Source organism: Pseudomonas mandelii, assembly GCF_002251635.1.
Taxonomy (GTDB): Bacteria; Pseudomonadota; Gammaproteobacteria; order Pseudomonadales; family Pseudomonadaceae; genus Aquipseudomonas; species Aquipseudomonas mandelii_B.
In genome coordinates this window covers 12,437-35,565 of record NZ_NMOJ01000209.1, presented here as the reverse complement: position 1 = coordinate 35,565, position 23,129 = coordinate 12,437, and the positions used below count along the sequence as shown (strand labels likewise).

Sequence of the window (23,129 nt, the reverse complement as noted above, 5' to 3'; positions counted from 1 at the left end):
CACTCCTGTTCAAGGCACTACTCTTCAAGAAGAAGTCGCCGCAGTTGCTCGATCACATAGTCCTGCTGTTCGTCGCTCAGCAAGGGAAACATCGGCAGGCTGATAGCCTCGTCGTAATAACGCTCGGCTTGCGGAAAATCGCCGTCCTTGAAACCCTGCTCACGGTAATACGGCTGCAAATGCACTGGAATGTAATGCAGGTTCACCCCCAGCCCGGCAGCCCGTAACGCTTCGAACACCTGAGTCTGGCTGAGTTTGATCTGTTCCAGCTGCAACCGGACAACGTACAGGTGCCAGGCCGATTCGGCACCTGACTGAACGGCCGGCAAGGTCAGCGGCAAGTAGGCCAACAATTGATCATAACGCGCCGCCAGCTCACGACGGCGTTCGATGAAGTGGTCGAGCTTGTTCAGTTGTGACAACCCGAGGGCCGCTTGCAGGTCGGTTATCCGGTAATTGAAACCCAGCTCCACTTGCTGGTAGTACCAGGGACCGTGGCTCGGCTCGGTCATCTGCTGCGGATCGCGGGTCATGCCGTGGCTGCGCAAGCGCTGCAAGCGTTCGGCCAGGTCTGCACGATGGGTCAGGACCATGCCCCCTTCGGCGCTGGTGATGATCTTCACCGGATGAAAACTGAACACCGTCATTGCCGCGAATTCGCAGCACCCCACCGGACGCCCGGCATAGGATGCACCCACCGCGTGGGAGGCGTCTTCGATGACGGTGAAACCATAACGCTCGGCCAGTTCAGCGATCTTGCGCATGTCGCAGCTTTGGCCAGAAAACGCCACGGCCACCAAAACTTTCGGCAGCGTACCGTCACGTTCGGCGGCTTCAAGTTTCGATTCCAGCGCGAAGGCATCGAGGTTCCAGGTCAGCGGATCGATGTCGACGAAATCCACCTCTGCGCCGCAGTAGCGACCGCAATTGGCGGAGGCCAGAAAGGTATTCGGCGTGGTCCACAAACAATCGCCCGGACCAAGCCCTGCGACCCGACAGGCAATGTGCAACGCCGCCGTGGCATTGCACACGGCTACCGCATATTCAGCCTGGCAGTGTTCGGCCAGGGCTTTTTCAAAGCGCTCGATCGTCGGCCCCTGAGTCAGCCAGGGCGAGTTGAGTACCTCAATGACAGCGTCGATGTCTGACTGATCAATGTTTTGTACTACCACCCGTTTAGGTTGGTATTGCTCCAACAGGCGACGGATGAAATTACGCCCGAAAGAACCGGTACCGCCCGAGATGAAAATCGATTTACCGTTGAACATGCCTTGAGTCCTTTTACCTGTCAGCAGGCTTAAGCAAGCAACTGCGCCCAGTTCACACTGGAAGCATCGCCGAGGGTAAAGCCCTTGCCGGTCAAGGCCAGGTTCTGGTTGTAAGCCGAATCTAGGGCGAAGCGCGCCTGCCACTTGTCTTGCAGGGCCGCGGCGGTCTGCGGCGCGTCAGGCAACAGGCCCGGGTGCAGCATTTGCGCCTGAGGGCACCAGACGATCAAGTAACCGGCGTCGGCGACTTTCAGGCACAGATCGATGTCTGCAAATGCTTCGTCGAAATGCTCTTCGTCCAGGCCGCCGACGGCTTCGTAGAGCTCTTTGCGCACCATCATGCAAGCCCCGGACACCGCCGAGTAGTTCTGTTCCACCTGATGGCCGTTCATGTAGCCTTTGGCATCTTTGCGCTCATCGATAAACACCGAGCCCAACACGCCATTGAGGCCCAGCACCAGACCGGCTTGCGTGGTGACGCCACGAATGTCCATCAGCTTAGCGCCGACAATCCCGACTTCCGGACGCTGAGCCTGATTGAGCAGGCTATCGAGCCAGTTGGAGTTGACCACTTCGACGTCGGCTGACATCAGCACCACGTAGTCGCCCTTGGCTTCACGCACGGCAACGTTATGCAGCGCCGAGGCGCTCAGACGTTTGCCGGTACGCAGGACGCGCAGGCGATCGCCCTTGCCTTCCAGGCTGGCGAGCCAGGTGGCGAGTTCTTCGGACTGGCTGTGGTTATCGGCAATCAGGATTTCATGCGGTTGATAACGGGTGCGTTGCAGCACGCTGACCACGGCACGCTGCAGCGACTCGAAATTGTCCTGGCTGCGCAGGATGATCGACACTTTCGGGCGCTTGGCGTGCTGGTAGTCGATCTGCCAGGTTTGCGGCAGCTCGGAGCTGACCCGGCCACGGTAGCCGCGGGCCGTCAGGGAACGAGTCAGGGTCTGACGCTCGTGGGAGTTTTCCTCGGCAGACGGCGCGTTGCAGATCAGCAGCGGCTCGGCCAGATGTGCCAGGCCACCCAAGCCGCCGTCTTCGATCAGGCGCAGCACCAAATCAAACTCCAGTGCCGACTCGTATTCAGTCGAGTAACCACCGGCTTCGGCCAATACATCACGCTGGATCAGCCAGTGACGAGCCATCAGCGACGGCACGGTTTGCAGCAGATCAAGGTTGACGCCTGGACGGAACACATCGCTCAGGGAACCGTTTTCCTGACGCTGGATTTCGTCCATGGCCACCGCACGCACGCCCTCGGCGCCCAGCAATTCGAGGCTGGCACGCAGCAGACCGCTGGCGGTGAATTGATCACCGGCCTCAGCCAGCACCAGCCAATCGACGGTGGACTGGGCCACACTCTGGTTGATGCGTTCGACGTAGTTGGTGGCGGTGACTTTGACAAAATGCACGGTGTCATGCGGCGTAGTGGTTGCCGGCAAATCACCGGTGGTGAACACCACGAGTTTGAATGCTTTGCAGTGGCCACCGACCAGGCTGTCGAAGGTGGTCTGCAACTTGACCATGTCGGCGTCCAGGTCCAGCAAGAGAATGCCGAATTGCGGACCGCCGTGGTGCTTAGCCAGGTGCGCGGCAATCGACTTGAGCTGTTTGGTATCCGGGTTGCGCGCTTCGAGCCAGTTCAGCAGGCGACCGGACGGCATGTTCTCGAACAACGACTGTTCGTCCTGTTTCGGCACCGACGCCAGGCGCTTGGCCCAGGCTTGCAACCTGACGCCCTCTTCCTCTTCCTCGGTGCCCTGCAACGACTCTGCCAGACGCGCAACCACAGTACGGTTGAACGCATAGAGGCTCAGCGCTTCCCACAAACGGGCACGCAGTGTGCGGTCGTTGTCGTTAGGGTGAACGCGCATCAGCTCATGCTGCTTGAGCAAAATGCCTTCCAGTTCCTGAAGTTGCAGGCGTCCGGCAGGCATGGCATGCAGCAGGAATTCGAACTCGGTCAGCAGGTCGAACACCGGTTTGTTGTAGAACGGCATTTCGACGAATTGCTCGGGGCCGAACGAACGAATCGGCTCTTCCCCCGCCTCGCGCCAGGCCGAGCGAATAATCATGGTGCCTTTGAGCGAGCGACCTTCGATCAGGCAATCGGCCATGGCGGTAAAACTGTCCAGGGCGATCTGCTTGGCCTGGACCGCCCCCTTGGCGCTGAGTGGCGTCGGGATCGAGGCCAGAAACTCGGCAAAGCGCTCGCGGTCGGCAACGGTTTTCGCATCCTTGAGCGTCAACACCGTCAGCACGTTGGTGTTGTGCTCCGAAGCACCGTAAGGGATTTCCCGCACGGCAAACGGGATCGGCAAAATCCGCGCCTTGGCCCGTGCGAGCATGTAATAGGCATGGCCGATTTCCTGCCACTCGAAGCTCGTGTTCGGCAGCAAAGCGTTGTGCCAGTCTTGTAGCAACTCGGTGCGGCTGACCGCGTAGAACGGCGGCAGGAAATGCCCCATGAATTGCGTCAGGCGATCCTCTGCCCGATCCGAGCAGTAATCTTCCGGCCCCTTGCGATCACGACGGAAGTAATTCACTTCCGTGGCACGGGACAGGTACATGATCCCGTAGCCGTGGCACATGCCGTAGTCGACGTTGTCTTCCAGAAACTCCAGCGACTCGGTGACCGCATCGTGCAGCAGGAAATCATCATCGGCCGCCAGCACCATGTACGGCGTGGTGACCTGATTCACACCATAGGCGAGTTTTTCCTGCAACCCGGTGTAGGTGAACTGCGGCAGGTGCCGGTAATCGACCATCGGGTAATCCCGGGTGATGTCGTCGTCGCTTTTGAGCGAAGAATCCAGAACCAGAATCGTGCAGGGATAGCTGCTGTAATACTGCAAGGTACGCCGCAGATAGGCGTTGCGGTTGTGGGAAATCACCACCACCGTCAACCGTTCATTCAGCGGTGCCACATCGTTACGAGCAGTGTTTTGAACGTGCATATCTCTATCCCCACAACCGGCCAAGCGCCGAGAACCCAGATTCAATAATGATTAACGAACGCGACGCAGATAGCCGTCCGGCGCCACGGTGATCAGCAGCTTGTTCTGTAACTGACGGTCGATTTCGAAGTCCGCGTTTTCTTCCAGGTATTTCCACACGGCGGTCTTCGGGTTGTCGCCCGGACCCCATGGACGATCCGGGAAGAAGTCGGCCGGCATGTCTTCAACCACGGTGTCCATGACCACGCAGTAGCTGTCGACCGAGACCAGTGGTGCGTACAGGCGCAGTTCTTCCAGCACGTGGTCGTGGGTATGGTTGGAATCCAGTACCAGAATGACTTTCTTGCCTTCGGCCGCGGCGCGCACTTGTTCGGCGATGGCGGCGTCGATGCTCGAACCTTCGATCATTTTGATGCGCTTGCTCATCGGGTGGCTTTCGATGGCTTCGCGGTTGTGCGGGCGAATGTCGAGGTCGATGCCCAGCACTTCACCGTGGCCTTGCAGTTCCAGCAGGGAGGCGTAGTAGATGATCGAACCGCCGTGGGCGATGCCGCATTCGATCACCAGGTCGGGTTTGACCTGCCAGATGATTTCCTGCATCGCCATCATGTCTTGCGGCAACTGAATGATCGGACGGCCCATCCACGAGAAGTGGTAGCTGTACTTGTGCTTGGCCGACTGGTTGAAGAAATCCTGGGCCAGACCGGTGAGTTTCTGGTCGTCGCCCTGGGCGGCGATTTCTGCCTGGCATTCGGCTTCGAAGGCTGTATTGATGGTGTTGTCAGTCATTTTTCTAATCTCAATAGTCACTGGAACGAAGCGCTGTCGACGGCGTGATAGACGTAGCGTCCATCGGTCATCCGCTTGATCTCTTCGAGGTAGTTGGAGTTCATCACAAACAGGTTGGCGCCTTCGGGCAGAGCGTCCATGGCCTCTTGCGGCGAGGACACCCGCACGCCGCTCAGGGGCAGATACCGCCCCTGTTTGGCCGGGTTGATATCCACCACGCGATCCACCGCCACGCCGGCCCGTTGCAGGAACAGCGAATAGATCACGCCTTTGGACGACGCGCCCCAGATCGCCGAACCTTGCTCGGGGTCGGCCTGGATAATCTGCACCGCACGCTCGAGGCTGCTGGTGAAACCTGGTGGCAACTCAAGGCGCGGCACCGGTTGCTCCGGGGTCAGGCGCAAAGTTGCCAGGTCCGCCACGATGTACAGGTATTGGCCACCGAACAGGTGACCGGCCTCGTGCACCGTGCCGAACATCCGGCGCAGGTCATCGAGGCGAAAATAATTGACGTGCTCGTAGAACAGGTCGAACCAGGCACGGTGTTCCAGGATCCAGTCGAAGCACGGCACTTCGATGTAGATCTGCCCGCCCTGATTGGCGTCGGCCATCTCGGCGAGGAAACTCACCGGGTCCTGAATGTGTTCCAGCACATGGCGCAGCACAATGGCGTCCGCCGCCAGGCCCAGGCCACGGGTGAACGGCGCCTTGATCACATCGGCGTTGCTGCCTTCGTAGGCCGGGTCAATGCCGGTGATGGCGTAGCCCAGGCTTTTCAGCAGCTCGAGAAAGTAGCCTTTGCCGCAGCCGACTTCGATCAGTTCCTGACCCTTGAAGTGACGGGCAATGATGCCTTCGACATCGCTCAGGTGCTTCTGGAACTGGCCCGAGTGCGCCTGTTCGTTCTGGTAGTCAGCGTCGTAGCTGAGCTTGTCGGCATCGAAGGCCTGGTTGAAGATCAACCCGCTCTTTTCGTCCTGCACCAAGACCATGTCGGCGCACGCCGACGCTTTCGCCGACGCTGGGTCGGCAAAGGTACGGTTCTGCAACACCGGCAGGTCGGCGACCCGATACAACTCATGCCTCATGCTCTGCTCCCAGTAGCTGTTGCAAACGGTCCGCCACGCCCCAAAACGCCATTGGCTCGTGGGTCGGGTATGGGTAATGACCGAGGTTCAGGCGGATCGCTGCGCCACGTTCGCGCAGTCGCTGCTCGACCAGCGCCCGGACCGAAACCGGTTGGCCGCTGGAACAATTGATCACGCCGTCGAATTCACGCTGTTGCACGATGGCGGCGAGGTAACCCGCAGCCGTTTCGATGGCCAGGTAATCGCGCAACTGTTCGCCAGCCGACATATTGAAACTGGCGTCACCGGCATCGATGGCCCGGTCCAGCGCCGCCAGCAAACTGTTCGGGTTTTGCCCCTCGCCGTGCAGGTAGAACAACCGCGCCCATTGCAGGGTAAACGGTTGAACCCGCTGCAGACTTTCCAGGAACAGGCGCAGGGTGTTTTTTGCCAAGCCGTAAGGGTTGCCCGGCTGCGGCGCGGTCTGCTCGCTGAGCGGCCCGCTCTGCAAGCCATATTCAAAACAGGTGCCGGTGACCAGCACTTGCGAGACGCCCGCCTCGACCGCGCCCTTGATGAACCGGTAATCGGCCATCAGGTTGTGCTCGAAGTGAAACAGCGCCTGATAGTTCGGCAACCCTGGCCAGGCCAGGTGCGCCAAAGCGTCGATGCCATCGGTCAGCGCGGCGATATCGAGGTCGGCGGCGTGAATATCCGCCGCAACGAATTCCACGGCATTGATCCACGGCAAGTTCGCGGCGGTCTCGGCGTTACGCGCCACGGCGCGGACTTCGCAGCCACAGGCGAGCAAGGCCTCGACCAGATGCCTGCCGACGAACCCGGTCGCCCCGGTGACCAGGACCTTCACAGGACGGTCAACTCAGGCACGGCGATGACAAAGCGGCCGTCCCACTCGCGTACCTGAGCCAGTTGCTGACTGACTTCGTGCAGCAGGTTCCACGGCAGGACCAGGACGTAATCGGGCTTTTCCAGATCGATCTGCGCGGGAGAAACAATCGGGATGCGACTGCCCGGCAGGTACTTGCCCTGCTTGTGCGGGTTGGCGTCGGCGACCCAGGCCAGCAGGTCCGGCTTGACCCCGGCGTAGTTGAGCAAGGTGTTGCCCTTGGCCGCCGCGCCGTAACCGACCACGCGCTTGCCGTCGGCTTTTGCCTGCAACAGGAAACGCAGCAGTTCGTGCTTGATGCGTTCGGCAGCGGGCGCGAGGGTCGCGTAGTACTCCGGGGTTTTCACCCCGGCGGCGAGTTCAGCTTGCAGCTGTTGAGCCACCGCTGGCTGCACGTCGCGGCGCACACCGTCGGCGCGCTGGACAAAGACCCGTAGCGATCCGCCATGGGTGGACAGCTGACTGACGTCGAACACTTCCAGACCGTTGCGCGCGCACAGGGTCTGGACAGCGGTCAGCGACAGATAGGAATAGTGCTCGTGATACAGCGTGTCGAACTGCTGCCCGGCCATCAAGGTCAGCAACTGCGGAAACTCGAACGTCGCCACACCGGTCGGCTTGAGCAATGTCGCGAAACCGCCGAGGAAATCATTGATGTCCGGCACATGGGCCAGCACGTTATTGGCCGCCATCAAGTCGGCGGACCAACCGTCGGCGATCAACTGCGAAGCCGTGTCGCGGCCGAAGAACAGCTCGCGGATCTCCAGACCTTTTTCCCGCGCCGCTTGTGCGGTGCTGCGGGTCGGCTCGACGCCCAGGCATGGGATGCCGCGCCCGGCCACATACTGCAACAGGTAACCGTCGTTGGCCGCAATTTCCACCACGCGGCTGTCGGCGGTCAGGCCGAAACGCTCGACCATCTCGGCAACGTATTTGTCGGCATGGGCCAGCCAGGTGCTGGAGAACGAACTGAAATACGCATACTCGGCGTCGAACAGGCTGTCGGCGCTGGTGTAATCCTCGGTCTGCACCAGCCAGCATTGCTGACACACCGCCACTTTCAGCGGCACCCATTGCTCGGCCTGTTCCAGCTGATCGGCGCGCACATAAGCGTTGGACGGCGGCGAGGTGCCGAGATCGATCAGCGGCAAGGCCAGAGAAGTCCTGCAACCACGGCAGTTCATACACGTACTCCAGCGAAGTGTTCATCGAGCAAGGGATGGCTGGAATCCCGTGCCGACAGATTATTGACAGGCAACGGCCAGGCAATCGCCAGCCGTGGATCATTCACGCTCAAACCACCCTCGTGCACCGGCGTGTAATCAGCGCTGTGCAGGTAGAGCAATTCGGCATCGTCGGTCAGGGTCTGGAAACCATGGGCGAACCCGGCCGGGATCAACAGACTGCGACCGTCGCCGGCCCGCAGGTGTTCGGCGTGCCAGTGCAGGAAGGTCTCGGAATCGGGCCGCAGATCCACCGCCACGTCCCAGACTTCACCACGCAGGCAGGTGATCAGCTTGGCTTCCGGCGCGCTGGCGTTCTGGTAATGCAGACCGCGCACACTGCCGCGTAAACGTGTGCAGGAATGGTTGATCTGACGGATATGAAACGGTTGGCCGAAGGCGCTGAGGCTGCCTTCACAGAACAGCCGCGCAAAGTGCCCGCGATCATCTTCGAAGCGTTTGTGCTGCACACTGAACAGCCCGGCCAGCGGCAATGGTTTCAACAGAAACTCGCTCACAGCGCGCCTCGGTACAGGTTCAACTGGCCCAACGTGACTTCACGCATGTCATCGCCGTTTTGCCACGCCAGGTGCCAGTCGAGGGTCTGGGTCAAACACTGCTGCAACGACCAGCGCGGTTGCCAGGCCAACAGTTGACGGGCGCGGCTGCTGTCCAGGCGCAACAAACCGGCTTCGTGCAAATCACTCGGCTCGATGCGCAAGCCACGGGCTTGCGGCCAGCGGCTGGCGAGCAATTCGACGACTTCGCCGACGCTGCACATGTCCGCTTCGCTCGGGCCGAAGTTCCACGCACCGGCAAATGCCGGACCTTTTTCGTAGAGCCCGGCGGCCAGTTGCAGGTAACCGGCCAGCGGCTCCAGCGCGTGCTGCCAAGGGCGCACGGCTTGCGGGTAGCGCAGGGTCACGGGTTCGTCGGCGGACCAGGCTTTGAGCACATCGGGAATCAAACGCTCTGGTGCAAAATCACCGCCGCCCAAGACGTTGCCGGCACGCGCCGTGGCCAGGGCCAGACCGTGCTCGGCATGCTTCTCGGCCGGGAAGAACGACGCTGCGTAGGACTGCGCCAACAACTCGCAGCAGGCTTTGCTGCTGCTGTAGGGATCGTGTCCACCGAGGGCTTCGTTTTCACGGTACGGCCACAGCCATTCCTGGTTGGCGTAGACCTTGTCGGTGGTCACCAGCACGCAGGCGCGCACGCCGCCGACCTGGCGGATCGCTTCGAGCAGATTGAGGGTGCCCATGACGTTGCTGGAGTAAGTCCCCAGCGGGTCGCGATAACCTTCGCGCACCAGCGGCTGGGCCGCCAGGTGCAGGACAATTTCCGGCTGGGTCTCGGCGATCAGCTCTAGCAGCGCGCCGAGGTCACGCAAGTCGCCGCGCTGATCGTTGATGCCTTCGTGCACCCGCGCCAGCTCGAACAGGCTCGGCTCGGTCGACGGGTCCAGCGAAAAACCGCTGACCTCGGCCCCTAGGCTTTGCAGCCACAACGTCAGCCAGCTGCCTTTGAAACCGGTATGGCCGGTGAGCAGGACCCGCTTGCCGCGCCAGAACTCCGGGCTCAATCCCATTGTTTCCATGGGGCCTCCCCGCTCAGCCACAACTGCTCAAGGTGATTTTTGTCGCGCAAGGTGTCCATCGGATGCCAGAAACCGTCGTGCTGGAAGGCTTGCAGTTGCTGTTCGTTGGCCAACGCAGCCAGCGGCTCGGCTTCCCAGGAGGTTTGATCGTCGGCGATGTAGGGCAGCACTTTGGGCGACAGCACGAAGAAACCGCCATTGATCCAGCCGCCATCACCGCGTGGTTTTTCAATAAAGCCTTTGACGCTGTCTCCGTCGCGCTCCAGGGCGCCGTAACGGCCCGGCGGCTGCACGGCGGTCACGGTCGCGAGCTTGCCGTGGGTCAGGTGGAAGTCCACCAACGCGCCAATGTTGAGGTCCGAGACGCCGTCGCCGTAGGTGAAGCAGAACGCTTCTTCGCCTTCCAGGTAACGGGCGGCGCGGCGCAGGCGGCCACCAGTCATGGTGTCTTCGCCGGTGTCGATCAGGGTCACGCGCCACGGCTCGCTGTAGTTCTGGTGAACGTCCATGCGGTTGTTGCACATGTCGAAGGTGACGTCGGAGGTGTGCAGGAAGTAGTTGGCGAAGAAATCCTTGATCGCGTAGCCCTTGTAGCCAAGGCAGATCACGAAGTCATGAATCCCGTGGGCGGAGTACTGTTTCATAATGTGCCAAAGAATTGGCTTGCCGCCGATTTCGATCATTGGCTTGGGCTTGAGGTGCGACTCTTCGCTGATCCGCGTACCGAGACCACCTGCCAGAATTACTGCCTTCATCGCTGTCCTCTTGCTCTTCGCGCGGCCCTGCCACCCCCGCAAGGGTTGGCGAACCGTCAGATGCACATCATTTACCCGCAGCCACTGGGGCCTTCACGCGTTTTGGGGTGAAGGTTTTATGGCGATATGTGGGGGACTTGCAGGAAGTGAGCCAATTGTCTGGGGTCGGCGACTGGTGGGGTTGGGGGGATTTGTGATTTGTGATTTGTGATTTGTGATTTGTGATTTGTGATTTGTGATTTGTGATTTGTGATTTGTGATTTAGTCAGGCAACCAACCCCACAACCAGTGATTGAGGTTGTCGCCCCGCAGCATGAAATCGCGGTGAACCGCTTCACGCAATTCATCGCCCATACGGTAGCTGGCGTCCGGGTCGGCCAGGTGCATGCGGATCGCCTGCAGCCATTCGTCCGTGCTGTTGCTATAGACCCTGGTACACGGCAGATGGCCGCGATAGGCCTCGGTGTCGGTGCAGATCACCGGGTATCCACAGGCGCCGTACTCCAGCAAGCGCAGGTTGCTTTTGCAGTCGTTGAAGATATGGAATTCCAGCGGTGCCAGCGCCAGGTCGAGGTTCAGGCTGGCCAGTTTGAACGGGTAGCTCTGCAAGCCGATGGTGGAGTGAAACTCGTGGACATACGGACGCAAGGCATCAGGGCACATGCCGAAGAACACCCACTCGACTTGGTCCGCCAGTTCGCGCACAACCTCGGCAATGATCTCCAGGTCACCGGTGTGGCTGGTGCCGCCCCCCCAACCGACTCGCGGCTTGCTGGAGGTGCGCCGATGGCTGGTCAGCGTCGCCCATGGGGCCGGCGATAGCATGTTCGGTACTACGCGGATTTCGCTATGCATGCTCGACAAGGCATCGGCCAGCGGCTGAGTGGTGACCACTACGCGATCGCACAGGCCAATGCCTTCGCGCAACAGCTGCTCGGTATTGACCGGTTTGTTGCGGGCGTGGCTGTTCTTTTTCGGCGTGCTGACGATGTAGTCGTCCAGCTCGAAAATCCGCAGGGCATTGGAGTACTTCTTCATACGCAGAATGTCGGCCGCCGAGCCTTCGCCGTAGCGTCCCTGCAAGACAATGGTGTCAGGCGACAAGCGCTCGATTTCCACGCTCGACGGCGACTCGTAGGCCACACGCGAAATGATCCGCCCGGCCGCCTCAAGCTCAGCCAAAGGCGCAGTCACACGGTAATGCCCGATCGCCGACTCGTTGACCGGCAACCCGAGAATCAACGGCAGGTCGCGATGGCAGAACGGGTTCCAGTTGTTGCGCAGCGAAGGCTCCAGACTGAAGCTCGACACCCCGAGCGTCAGCGCCGGATTGTAGGCTGGATCACGGGATATTTTCGGCAACCACTTTTTGTAGAAATTTTCCTGCTCAAGCATCTGCGCCGGCACATTGTCCTGAGACGTTGCCAATGATGTGTTTTCCCCCATCACCACGCTTGCGAAAGGCGTCCAGACGATCAGATAACCGTCGTTGCCTGCCCGCAAACACAAGTCGACGTCGCTGAGGCCCTGGGTGAAGGTCACCTCATCGAACTGCTCGAGTTCATCAAACACTTGCTTGCGCACCATCAGGCAGAGATTGCTCACCGCACTCCAATTCTGGGTTACGTGTAATCGCTGCATGTAGCCACGAGAACCGGCCGCTTCGCCATAAAATGGCGAACCGACCGGCCCGGCCAGGCCAAGAATCAACCCGGCACTGACGATCGAACCCTCGGGGCTGAGGATACGAGCACCGACCACACCCACTTCGGGGCGCTGGGCGTGATTGAGCATTTCATCCAGCCAGTCGCTGTCGCAGATCACTGTCTGCGCGCTGAGCAGCAGCAAATATTCACCATGCGCCAGGCTCGCGGCAAAGTTACGGATCGCCGCGTCGTTGGCATCACCGGCGTAACGCAATACTCGCAGCATTGCGGCGCCCAGCTGCGCCATCGCCTCCAGCCAGTCGAGCATCGCCGGGTCGTCCGTGCCGCTGTCGACGATCAGGATTTCGTATTGGCCGTAAGCCGTGCGCTCGATCAGGCCTTCGATGCACCGCTGCAACGCGTACAGCGAATCGCCGGCCTGGATGATGATCGACACCAAAGGGCGCGCCCCATGGAGGTAGTCGATGCGGTTGATCAACGGCAACTCTTCCTGCCGGATCGAGTGCGCCACACCAATACGATCCAGGTGTGCGCTGACCATCCCGGCATTGTTCTCGATCACCTCCGGCAACGACAGCCAGGCGGCGAAAGACTGACTCGACTCAATCTGGATTTCGGCGATGTGCTCAATGGTTTGCGGCCCGGCCTCTTCCACCAGACGCCATAACAAATCGTGCGGCGCCAGCTCACCGTGAGCCGAATCGAAGCCGCCCAGCGTCATGAAGCGCTGCCGCTCGAAGGCCAGAGTTCGGCCGACGTAGGGATAAGCACGCATCAGATCGAGATTGAAATCGGGTTTGAACACCGGGTCGATCGACTCGCCATCGACCAGCGCGCCCTCATCGCTGTAGGCACAGAGAATGCCCGCCGAACCCGCAATGCGTTCAGCCAGGATCAGCAGGGCCGACTCGCGCAAAGTGTCGCCAGCTTGCAGCAGATAAAACCAGTGAGCGCCTTCCAGCTGGGGCACCACCGCGTTGAGTTGTTGCGCCCAATCCGCCTGGAACGGCAACTGCACCACACGATCGTCGGTCGCACACAAGGCATCAGAAAGCACCACCACCGCCTGCGGCGTGTAAAGCTGTCGGCTGATGCTTTGCAACGTAGTGTTCAACGCTGCACTGTCAGCGCCGCTGTCGATCACAATCGGCACGATCTGCGGACGGAACGCCCAGCTGTCGAGGCGTTGCGGCATGAGCTGCTGCTCGACATCGGAGAACCTGCGGATCGCCAGCCATTCGCGATAGAAATCGGCGTAGCTGTCGCTTTGCCCACCGACTCGACCGTTGACCACGGTGTTGCGGCCGCCCAGTACGCGCACCACGCATAATTCTTCCCACTGACGAGGCTCATCAGCCGCCTTGTTCAAATCAACTGTACGCACCCAACCCGAGGCCGGTGCCGACTCCCCCCCTCGCGTGGTGAGCATCTGAGTCAACCATTGCAGCTCCTGCGCGGCGGCGCGGACCATTTCCGGTGTTTTGCTCAGACGTTCCGGGTACAGACGTTCGGTGCTCAGCACCGTATTCAGTACCGCCATGTTGCCGCGTCGCAGCAGGCACACAAATAAAGCGAAATCGAGCATCGCGACAAAGCCGCAATCTTCCTGAACCAGTGCAGGCAACAGCTCCAGCACATCGGCTCGGCGCATCAGGGTCGAGCTGAGGTTGCCGATGAAATTCTTTGGCGTACCCTCGAAAATAGCCAACATATCATCGCCTTTGAGCAATGCATCGCCAGGCGAGAAAAGGCAGTTATCGAGTCGTGGCGGCAGAATGAAGTTCCCGGCATCGCTGAACATGCGCAGGGCAAAGACCACATTCACGTCCGCGTGGTCGATCAACACCCGGGCCTGCAATTCGATGCTCGGCGCAAACAGGCGATCGTCGTCGCACAGCACTTTGATGAGCGTGCCCCTGGCTTCTTTGACACAGCGCAGCACATTTTTTTGCAGACCCAGGCGCTTCGGGTTACGCAAATAACGAACGGGGCGCACAGGGTCGGCAAACGACTGGACGATGTCGCGAATCTCGTCGGTGGATGAATCGTCACAGATGACGATCTCGACGTTCTCATAGGTTTGAGCGAGCGAACTTTCCAGCGCCTGGCGGAAGAAGCGTGGGTTGAAGGCGGGGATGACGATACTGACTAGAGGGTATTGATTCACGGCGAAACTCTCGAGCGGCGAGCCTCTGCCCTTTCAGGCAGAGGCTGCGAAACCGCTTAGGAAAAGACGGTTGGTAGCTCGACAGACACAGTCTCAGACCTTGTTGAACAAGCCCAGCTGAGCAATCTTGCTGAAAGCCAGTTGCGACGCTTGCAACATGGTTTGCTGCAAGGTCAGACGGGTCAACACTGTAGCCGGATCAGAATCGCGGATCGCCGACTGAGTCTGGCTGTTGGCCAGGACCAGGCTCTGGTTGGTGTCACTCTGGGTATCCAGGGCTGAACCGCGGCCACCCACCGAACTCAGCGCACTGGACAACTGATCGCTGCCACTCGCCAGGTTGCCGAGGCCCGAGGCCAGTGAAGCTTGCAGCTTCTGGGTCAGGATCGGGTCGTTATTGGTTGGCGTATTCAGCGCGGTTTTCAGCTGGCTCACGGTGTCCAGGATGTTCTGGGTTTCGTGAGTGTTGACAGCCACGCTGAACTGATCGCCTGCCGCCGGTGTACCTGCCAGGTTGAAGCTCACGCCCGAAGCGGTCGCAACGCCAGCCACCACGGTGCCGGAAGACACCGGCTTGCTATCGGCCGTCAGCGGTGCTGCGTACAAATCGAATGCGGTGGCACTGGTGAATTTCATCACCGCCGAACCGGTCGGGAAACTGGCGTGGTAAGCCGCCGGATTGGTGATGCTGCTGCCGGTGACTTGAGTTGCCGTCGGGTTGCCCGGACCGCGGGTCGCCGTAAAGGTGTCAGGCTTGGCCGCCAGGGTAAAGCTGTGGCCCGGCAGCACGGTGGCGGCGGTATCGCCGGCCGCCAGATTGATGTTCAGGCTCAGTTCGACACCGCGGAACGACACGTTCTGGCCAGCTTTGGTGGCCGGGTTGAAAACGCCGCCCTGGCTGGCTTCGGCGGTCACGTCGTTACCGCCCGAATCGGTGATTTTCAACTGAGTGCCGCTGACGAAATCGATGGTGTACGGCTCGCCTGCACGGAACTTGCTGTTGTAGGTCACGCTCGACGACACCTGACCATTGGACAGGACCACCCGACCATCATCCACAGCCGGCGCGGTCATGGTGACCTGGCTGCGACTGGTGTTGATGGCCTGCTGGAATACGGCCCAACCGGTGCTGTTGGTCGCCATCGACATGGTGTCGCCGACCGCCAGATCGAGGGTCACCTGGTCACCGTTATAGCTGTAGGTGCCATCGGCGTTGCGCGTGAACGGCACGGTATCGCCCTTGGAACCGGCGAAGATGTACTTGCCGTTCTCGTCCTGGCTGTTCATCAGGCTCAACAGCTGCTCTTCGATCTGCCCCAGCTCCGCAGCGTTGGCCTGACGGTCGGCGTCGGTGTAACCGGCGTTGCCGGCACCGACCGCCAGTTCCTGGGCGCGCTGCAGTACGTTGGTAATGCTGGTCATCACCGACTCGGTCTGACCCAGGGTCGCCTTGAGGGTGTTGGTGTTGGCTTTGTACTGATCGAGCATCGAAGCCTGTTGGCCCAATTGCAGCAGGCGCGAGGCACCGACCGGATCATCGGCGGCGGTGTTGACGCGAACCAGGCTGCTGGCCTCTTCGCTGCTTTTGACCACGTTGGCGAAGTTCTTCTGGTAGTTCGCAGCAGAGGACTCGTAAAACTGGGCGGTAGAAATGCGCATGGGCTACGACTCCTTAAAGACTGTTGATCAATGTGCTGAAGGTTTCCTGCGCAGCCTTGATGATCTGCGAAGAGGCGGTGTAGTACTGCTGATATTTGACCAGGTTGCCGGTTTCCTCATCGAGGTCAACACCTGACAACGAGTCGCGAGCACCTTTGGCGTTGGCCAGGATGGCGCCGGTTGCGGCACTGTCGAGCTTGCCCTGAGCAGCTTTGGCGCCCACACCCTCAACCAGTTTGCCGTAGGCATCGGTCAGGGAAATGCCTTTGCTGGCGCTCCCGGTGTCCACGACCTGCTTGGTTTGCAAGCCGGCCAGGGCGGTGCCGTTACGGTTGTCCATGGTACCTGGCTGCGCAACGTTGATGTCGATCGCGCTGCCAGTGCCGGGCGAACCAGCCACGGTCATGTCGAAGGTCGCGGTACGCTGCACGGCGGGCGGGCCCGGATCCATGATCGGCGCACCCAACGCATCATTTAGCGGCACACTCAGGCTCAAGGTGTTGTTCTGGTTTGGTTTGATAGTGCCACTGCTGATCATGACGCCCTTGGCATCCAGCAATTGGTAAGTCTGGCTGGTGCCACCGGCACTGGTCGCACCGAACACCACCTTGACTGGCATCGAAGTCTTGATGCCGTTCTGGATTACCGTGGTGGTGGCGGCATCGTAAATATCAAACTTAGTGGTCAGGGTCGGTTGACCGCTGGCCGGAATCGTCAAGGTGCCGCTGCCGCCCGGCACAATAGCCGCGCTCAACGGTGCCGCGATGGCCAGGCGCTTGCTGTCGGTCATCTCGGTCTTGATGTTCGCCGCCGCGTTGCGGGTCGGAGTGATCTTGAACGTGTCGCCAGCCGCGGCGGTGCCGCCGGAAAGCGTCAACGAGAAACCATCGATCACTGGCGGCGGCGTGGTCAGGGTGCTGAAAGCGCCCATGGACGTGCCCTCCGGCAAACGCTGCACGGTGTAGTTGGTGCCGCTGGTGAAGGTGACCTTGTAATCGTTGATGGTCAGCTTGCCGCTGTCTTCGATGCTCACATCGAAGTTACCCGAGCCGACGCTGTTGCCGACCGTAGCAACGCTGCGCTGGGCCATCTGCGCGGCACTGTTGATGCTGTTGAACAGGTTCGAGCCGAACGCACCGTTCTTGTCGATGCCCTGGGCCTGGAGGCTGTTCATCTGATCGGCGACAACCAGGGCCACGCGGCCCAGTTCGTTCATCGCCGGGTCCAGCACGGTGTTGCGATAACGCAGCAGGCCACCCATTTCACCACCGGTCATCACCGAGGTGATGTCGATGGTACTGCCGTTGCGATCGAGCTGAATGCCCATGCGCGAAGGATCGTTCGGGCTCGGCACCACGGACAGGGTGCTGGCGGTGCCGCCCATGACCAGCGGCTGACCGCTGCCCAGGTAAATGTCGAGGTTACCGTCGCGCTCGATGACCTGCGCACCGGTGAAGGTGGAGAGCTGACGCACGGTTTCGTTACGCGCATCGAGCAGTTCGTTCGGCATGCCGCCGGACTTGGAAACCTCGGAAATTTTCTGGTTCAACTGCGCCACGGTGGCGGCGAGTTTGTTGACCTGATCGGCCATGTTCGTCAGGTTGCCGTTGATGCTTGCGTTCTGCTGGGTCAACTGGCTGGACACTGAGTTGAAACGATTGCTCAAGGCCTGGGCATCGCTGAGCAGCAGTTGACGCGACGCGTCGTCACCCGGCTTGGCGTTGACGTTCTGCACCGAGGCGAAGAACTTGGTCAGGGCGCCATTGAGGCCAGTGCCGCTGTCCGAGAGCAAGGCGTCGAGCGGGCTGACCTGCCCGGCATAGGCGGCCGCATCGCTGTTGAGCGATGTGGTGGTCTGCAATTGCGCATCAAGGTAGCTGTTGTAGACGCGGCGCACATCGGCCAAGGTCGTACCGGTGCCGATGTAGACATTACCGAACTGATTCGAGGCTTTGGTGCCCTGCACGGTTTGCTGGCGCGAGTAACCGGCGGTGTCGGCGTTGGCAATGTTATTGCCGGTAGTCATCAACGAGGATTGGCCAGCGGCCAGACCCGACATCCCGATATTGAGCAAACTCATGGTTCAGACCTTATGCCTTGTGCCTATAGAGGCGTAGTGGAAGCGCCCGCCGCAGCGTAGTTTTGGTAACTCGTCATCTGCTTGGCTATCTGCGAAATCTTGCTTGCGTAGGCCGGGTCTGTTGCATACCCGGCTTTCTGCAGCTCGCGTACAAACTGTTCTGGGTTATCGGCAGACTTCAGAACATCTTTATAGCGATCATTGCTTTGCAGCAGTGTCACCAGGTCATGGAAGCTGTCTTGGTAAGAGTTGTAGGAACGGAAATGCGCCGTCTCCTTGACCATCTCGCCATTCCTGAATTCGCTGGTGATCGCTCGCGCCGATTCACCCTTCCAACTGCTACTGGCCTTGATGCCGAACAGGTTGTGACTGCTGCTGCCATCCTGGGCTCGCATGACCGATTTACCCCAGCCGGTTTCGAGGGCAGCCTGGGCCACCAGGTACTTCGGATCGATACCGATACGCGCGGCGGCCGCCTTGGCCATCGGCAGCATGGTGTTGACGAATTCGTCGGCGGAGCTGAAGGCTTTCTTCGGTGGCGCCAGCGGAATCTGCGCCATCGCACGGCCGTAAACCTGCAAGCGTCCGCTCGATTTGTTATCGGTTGGCGAGGGCAGCCAGTCGCCATTGAACAGCGGGCCGGCACCTGTCACAACCGGCGTCGCGGCGCGTTCAGGCAGCAAGGTTTTGTTCGGGGTTGTAGCGGCAGTCGTTGCCGAAGGCACCAGACCGGCAAGCAAGCGATCGGCCAGTTTCGGCGGCAAGGCCAGGCGGCGCTGATTGATCAGCTCCATGTCATTGTGATGCGTGCCCTCGCCTGTCGGTGCTTTCACCGAGCGCGAGGCCCACAACGGACGCTGACCATTGAGCCGCGACAGCGGACCGTCAGTGGCCACAGTGCCCGCAGCAATTGGTGTTGGCACAGCCGCTTTCGCCGCTTCCTGCTTGGCGGCGGACAAGGCCGCAGCCTCGCCCGGCGCCAGCGGTTTGTTCTTCGACATCTGCCGCATCAGCACGTCGGCCAGGCCGATACCGCCGCCTTCGCGGGACATCGAGACTGCCAGTTGCTGGTCGTACATTTCCTGATATTGCTTGGCCGCCGGGGTGTTCAGCGGGTTGTCCTTGCCGAGGGCCTCGGTGGCCGAGCGCATGGACTTGAGCATTTCGCTCAAGAACAGCGACTCGAACTCCTGCGCCACTTTGCGCATGTTGCCGTCGCTGTTCTTGTCGGCACCGACCTTGAGCTGATTAAAACGATTCAAGTCCGAATAGGACCCCGAATCGTTGCTGCTGACACCCAGACCGCCCTTGCGCATATCCATGGTTGCTGTCCTCAGATCACGATCAGGTCGGCTTGTAAGGCGCCGGCCTGTTTCAAAGCTTCGAGGATCGCCATCAAGTCGCCTGGGGCCGCGCCCACCTGGTTCACCGCACGGACAATCTCGTCCAGGGTAGTGCCGGGGCCGAACTTGAACATCGGCTTGGCTTCTTGCTGAGCATTAACCCGCGAGCGAGGTACCACCGCCGTCTGACCATTGGACAGAGGGCCGGGCTGACTGACAATCGGGTCTTCGGTAATGGTCACCGTCAGGCTGCCGTGAGTGACGGCAGCGGGCGACACTTTGACGTTCTGGCCGATCACGATGGTGCCGGTACGCGAATTGATGATGACCTTGGCCACCGCCTGACCCGGGTCGACTTCAAGGTTCTCAAGGATCGACAAATAGTCGACGCGCTGACTTGGATCGAGCGGCGCGCTGACCCGAATCGAACCGCCATCGATGGCCTGAGCCACGCCAGGGCCGAGCATGTCGTTGATCTTGTCGACCACGCGCTTGGCGGTGGTGAAGTCAGAACGGTTGAGGTTCAACGTCAGGCTGTTGCCCTGGTTGAAACCGCTGGGCACGGTGCGTTCCACCATGGCGCCACCCGGAATCCGTCCGGCAGACGGCACGTTCACGGTAATTTTCGAGCCATCACGGCCTTCGGCATCAAAACCACCCACGACCAGGTTGCCCTGGGCGATGGCATAGACGTTACCGTCGATACCTTTGAGTGGCGTCANCAACAGCGTGCCGCCGCGCAGGCTTTTCGAGTTACCGATGGACGATACGGTGATGTCCACCACCTGGCCCGGCTTGGCGAACGCCGGCAAGTCAGCACTGATGGACACGGCCGCGACGTTTTTCAGCTGCACGTTGCCCGAACCCGCCGGCACCTTGATGCCGAACTGCGAGAGCATGTTGTTGAAGGTCTGCAGGGTGAACGGGGTTTGGGTGGTCTGGTCACCCGTGCCATTGAGCCCNACCACCAGGCCGTAGCCGATCAATTGGTTGGAACGAACGCCGGAAATACTGGCGATATCCTTCAGCCGCTCGGCTTGCGCGTTGAACGCAGCCGAGAGCATCAGGGCGGCCACCATCAGGTGTTTAAGATTCAACGTAGCCACCTAGAAAGGGAACAGCGGGCTAAGGAAGAAACGGTCGAACCAGCCCGGCTGACTGGCATCAGCAAACGAACCCGTACCCGAGTAGGTGATGCGTGCATCGGCAATCCGCGTCGACGGCACGGTGTTGTCAGTGGCGATGTCATCGGAGCGCACCATGCCGGCAATCCGCACCAGCTCATCGCCAGTGTTGAGCGTCATCCACTTTTCGCCACGGATGGCGATGATGCCGTTGGGCAACACATCCGCGACGGTCACGGTGATCGAACCGGTCAGGCTGTTGCTCTGCCCGGATTTGCTGTCGCCCTTGGTCGCACGGTCGCCTTCGTAACCGACGTCCAGACTCAAGCTACCGCTGCCCACTGGATCGCTGGTGCTCAGACCGCCGCCAAAGAACGAGCTCAGACCGATGTCGGTCTTGCTGTTCTTGCCTATTTGCGAGTTGGCGTTTTTGCTGGCTTGGGTCTTCTCGTTCAAGGTGATGGTGATGATGTCACCGACCCGGAACGCCTTGCGGTCGCTGTACAGGTTCTGTTCGAAACCGGCCTGGTAGATCGAGCCATTATTGGCGGCGGCCGGCAACGGCGTGCGCGGCAACACCGGGGCGTAGTAAGGGTCATTGGGCTTGGGCGGCGGAGCGACGCAGCCCGCGAGCACGACGACCCCACTCAATGCCAGAACAGAAACATAGCGATTCATGACCCTTACCTCACGGTGTTGCAGGCGCCGTCGAAGGCGCCCCATAGACTTGATTACAGATTCTGCGTTACGAACGAAAGCATCTGGTCGGCGGTGGAAATCACCTTGGAGTTCATCTCATAGGCGCGCTGGGTGGTGATCATGTTGACCATCTCCTCAACCGTGCTGACGTTGGACGTTTCCAGGGTGCTTTGCAGGGTGGTGCCGAAACCGTTCAGGCCAGGGGTGCCGATTTGCGGCGCGCCACTGGAAGCGGTCTCCAGGAACAGGTTGTTACCAATGGCTTGCAGGCCGGCCGGGTTGATGAAGTCGGCGGTTTGCAGGTTGCCGATCACTTGCGNNGCCGGGTTACCCGGAACGGTGATGGATACGGTGCCGTCGCGACCGACCGTGAAGGTCTGCGCGTCGTTCGGAATGACGATGGCCGGTTCCAGGGCAAAGCCACTGGCGTTGACGANCTGGCCATTGGCGTCCAGGTGGAACGTGCCGTCACGGGTGTAGGTGGTGGTGCCGTCCGGTTGCAGGATCTGGAAGAAACCTTTGCCGTTGATGGCCATGTCNAGCGGCTGCTCGGTGGTCTGCAGGCTGCCGGCGGTGAAGTTTTTCTGAGTACCGACGATGCGCACACCGGTACCCAGTTGCAGGCCCGACGGCAGTTCGCTGTCCTGGGTCGACTGGGCACCTGGCTGGCGCTTGATCTGATAGAGCAAGTCCTGGAACTCGGCGCGGTCACGTTTGAAGCCCGTGGTCGACACGTTCGCCAAGTTGTTGGAAATGGTGGTCAGGTTAGTGTCCTGGGCGGACAAACCTGTTTTGGCAACCCATAGAGCCGGAAGCATTCGATTCTCCTCGTGCGCCTGTTTTACGGCGCGACGTTCTGATAATTAGCTGATCTGCAAGACCCGAGCCATGGCCTGGTCATCGTCTTTGGCGGTGTTCATCATCTTGATGTGCAGCTCGAACTGCTTCGACAANGNCAGCACCGAGGTCATCTCTTCCACGGCATTGACGTTGCTCGACTCAAGGAACCCGGACACCAGTTTGACGCCTGCATCGGCTTGCGCCGGCTTGCCGTCCTTGGTGTGGATCGAACCGTCCAGGCCTTTGGTCATGTTCTTGAGGTCCGGCTGGACCAGCTTGATGCGGTCCACTTCAGCCATCACCCGTGGGCCTTCGCCCATCGCGCGGATGCTGATGGTGCCGTCGGCACCCACTTCGATTTTCTGCTGGGGCGGCACGGCAATCGGGCCACCGTTGCCCATGATCGGCATGCCGTTGCCGGCACGCAGCACGCCCAACGCGTCGACGTTCATGCTGGCGCTGCGCACGTAGNTTTCGGCGCCATCGGGGGTCTGCACGGCGATCCAGCCATTGCCTTGCACCGCGACGTCGAGGTCCCGACCGGTTTCAACCAGCGAACCTGGCGAGAAGTCGGTGGCCGGACGCTCGGTCATGGCAAACGCCCGCGCCGGAAAGCTGTCACCAAACACCGGCATCGAACGCGCCTGCTCCAGGTCACGCTGGAAACCGTTGGTGGAAATGTTCGCCAGATTGTTGGCATGGGCCTTCTGCGCCAGTGCATTCTGGCTGGCGCCGGTCATTGCCACATAAAGGTACTTGTCCACGCTCTATCCTCTGCATGCCGGACGTTTGCCGCCCACCGCTGTACTGCTGAGCGATAAGCAATTTACAGACCAACTTTTTTCTGACGGCGCGAGGCCCGGCAAACAAAGGACTTGAGGGGTTTTGCGGAGATTGGGGAAATGTATCGGAGACGAAAAACCGGCGGTGTTATGCCGTTTGGTGGCAAGTGCCGGCCATTGCAGCCAACAGATTCCCCTG

At 60.4% G+C, this 23,129-nt stretch carries 17 protein-coding genes; all 17 read right to left on the bottom strand.

All coding sequences use genetic code 11. The annotated features are described in order from the left end of the window. Nucleotides 1-17 precede the first annotated feature (17 nt). Nucleotides 18-1,268 (bottom strand): UDP-4-amino-4,6-dideoxy-N-acetyl-beta-L-altrosamine transaminase, encoded by a 1,251-nt coding sequence (pseC, locus tag B7L09_RS25790; protein ID WP_094471214.1) that lies wholly within the window; start codon nt 1,266-1,268, stop codon nt 18-20. Nucleotides 1,269-1,297: 29 nt separating this feature from the next. After that, nucleotides 1,298-4,231 (bottom strand): TIGR00180 family glycosyltransferase, encoded by a 2,934-nt coding sequence (locus tag B7L09_RS25785; RefSeq protein ID WP_094471213.1) that lies wholly within the window; start codon nt 4,229-4,231, stop codon nt 1,298-1,300. Nucleotides 4,232-4,282: 51 nt separating this feature from the next. Then, nucleotides 4,283-5,020: a cephalosporin hydroxylase family protein gene (locus B7L09_RS25780; RefSeq protein ID WP_094471212.1), complete on the bottom strand. Its 738-nt coding sequence runs from the start codon at nt 5,018-5,020 to the stop codon at nt 4,283-4,285. Nucleotides 5,021-5,037: 17 nt separating this feature from the next. Continuing rightward, complete coding sequence (locus B7L09_RS25775) at nt 5,038-6,108, bottom strand: class I SAM-dependent methyltransferase (protein WP_094471211.1); 1,071 nt, start codon at nt 6,106-6,108, stop codon at nt 5,038-5,040. Then, nucleotides 6,098-6,955 (bottom strand): NAD-dependent epimerase/dehydratase family protein, encoded by an 858-nt coding sequence (locus B7L09_RS25770; protein WP_094471210.1) that lies wholly within the window; start codon nt 6,953-6,955, stop codon nt 6,098-6,100. The genes B7L09_RS25775 and B7L09_RS25770 overlap by 11 nt, the downstream gene beginning before the upstream one ends. Then, entirely contained in the window at nt 6,952-8,178 is a 1,227-nt protein-coding gene (locus B7L09_RS25765; RefSeq protein WP_094471209.1) for a class I SAM-dependent methyltransferase, read from the bottom strand. Before B7L09_RS25765 ends, B7L09_RS25770 begins: the two co-directional genes overlap by 4 nt. Next, complete coding sequence (locus B7L09_RS25760) at nt 8,175-8,735, bottom strand: dTDP-4-dehydrorhamnose 3,5-epimerase family protein (RefSeq protein ID WP_094471208.1); 561 nt, start codon at nt 8,733-8,735, stop codon at nt 8,175-8,177. Before B7L09_RS25760 ends, B7L09_RS25765 begins: the two co-directional genes overlap by 4 nt. Further along, a complete protein-coding gene (gene rfbG / locus B7L09_RS25755) occupies nt 8,732-9,814 on the bottom strand; it encodes a CDP-glucose 4,6-dehydratase (protein WP_094471207.1) in 1,083 nt (360 codons plus the stop codon). The genes B7L09_RS25760 and rfbG overlap by 4 nt, the downstream gene beginning before the upstream one ends. Further along, nucleotides 9,796-10,569, bottom strand: a complete 774-nt coding sequence (gene rfbF, locus B7L09_RS25750) for a glucose-1-phosphate cytidylyltransferase (protein WP_094471206.1) — start codon at nt 10,567-10,569, stop codon at nt 9,796-9,798. The genes rfbG and rfbF overlap by 19 nt, the downstream gene beginning before the upstream one ends. 261 nt (nt 10,570-10,830) lie before the next feature. Continuing rightward, nucleotides 10,831-14,403 (bottom strand): glycosyltransferase, encoded by a 3,573-nt coding sequence (locus B7L09_RS25745; protein ID WP_094471205.1) that lies wholly within the window; start codon nt 14,401-14,403, stop codon nt 10,831-10,833. Nucleotides 14,404-14,496: 93 nt separating this feature from the next. Next, nucleotides 14,497-16,062: a flagellar hook-associated protein 3 gene (locus B7L09_RS25740; RefSeq protein ID WP_094471204.1), complete on the bottom strand. Its 1,566-nt coding sequence runs from the start codon at nt 16,060-16,062 to the stop codon at nt 14,497-14,499. Nucleotides 16,063-16,075: 13 nt separating this feature from the next. Further along, on the bottom strand, nt 16,076-18,142 hold the full coding sequence (gene flgK, locus B7L09_RS25735) for a flagellar hook-associated protein FlgK (RefSeq protein WP_094471203.1): 2,067 nt from the start codon (nt 18,140-18,142) through the stop codon (nt 16,076-16,078). A gap of 23 nt (nt 18,143-18,165) precedes the next feature. Further along, on the bottom strand, nt 18,166-19,464 hold the full coding sequence (gene flgJ, locus B7L09_RS25730) for a flagellar assembly peptidoglycan hydrolase FlgJ (protein ID WP_094471202.1): 1,299 nt from the start codon (nt 19,462-19,464) through the stop codon (nt 18,166-18,168). Between the two features lie 11 nt (nt 19,465-19,475). Then, the gene (locus B7L09_RS25725) at nt 19,476-20,564 is read right to left on the bottom strand and encodes a flagellar basal body P-ring protein FlgI (RefSeq protein ID WP_176457771.1); all 1,089 of its coding nucleotides are present in this window, start codon (nt 20,562-20,564) and stop codon (nt 19,476-19,478) included. 27 nt (nt 20,565-20,591) lie between these two features. Further along, on the bottom strand, nt 20,592-21,287 hold the full coding sequence (gene flgH, locus B7L09_RS25720) for a flagellar basal body L-ring protein FlgH (RefSeq protein ID WP_094471200.1): 696 nt from the start codon (nt 21,285-21,287) through the stop codon (nt 20,592-20,594). A gap of 53 nt (nt 21,288-21,340) precedes the next feature. After that, complete coding sequence (flgG, locus tag B7L09_RS25715) at nt 21,341-22,126, bottom strand: flagellar basal-body rod protein FlgG (protein ID WP_094471199.1); 786 nt, start codon at nt 22,124-22,126, stop codon at nt 21,341-21,343. Nucleotides 22,127-22,171: 45 nt separating this feature from the next. Next, nucleotides 22,172-22,912, bottom strand: coding sequence for a flagellar basal body rod protein FlgF (locus B7L09_RS25710; RefSeq protein WP_094471198.1), 741 nt, complete (start codon nt 22,910-22,912; stop codon nt 22,172-22,174). Nucleotides 22,913-23,129 lie beyond the last annotated feature (217 nt).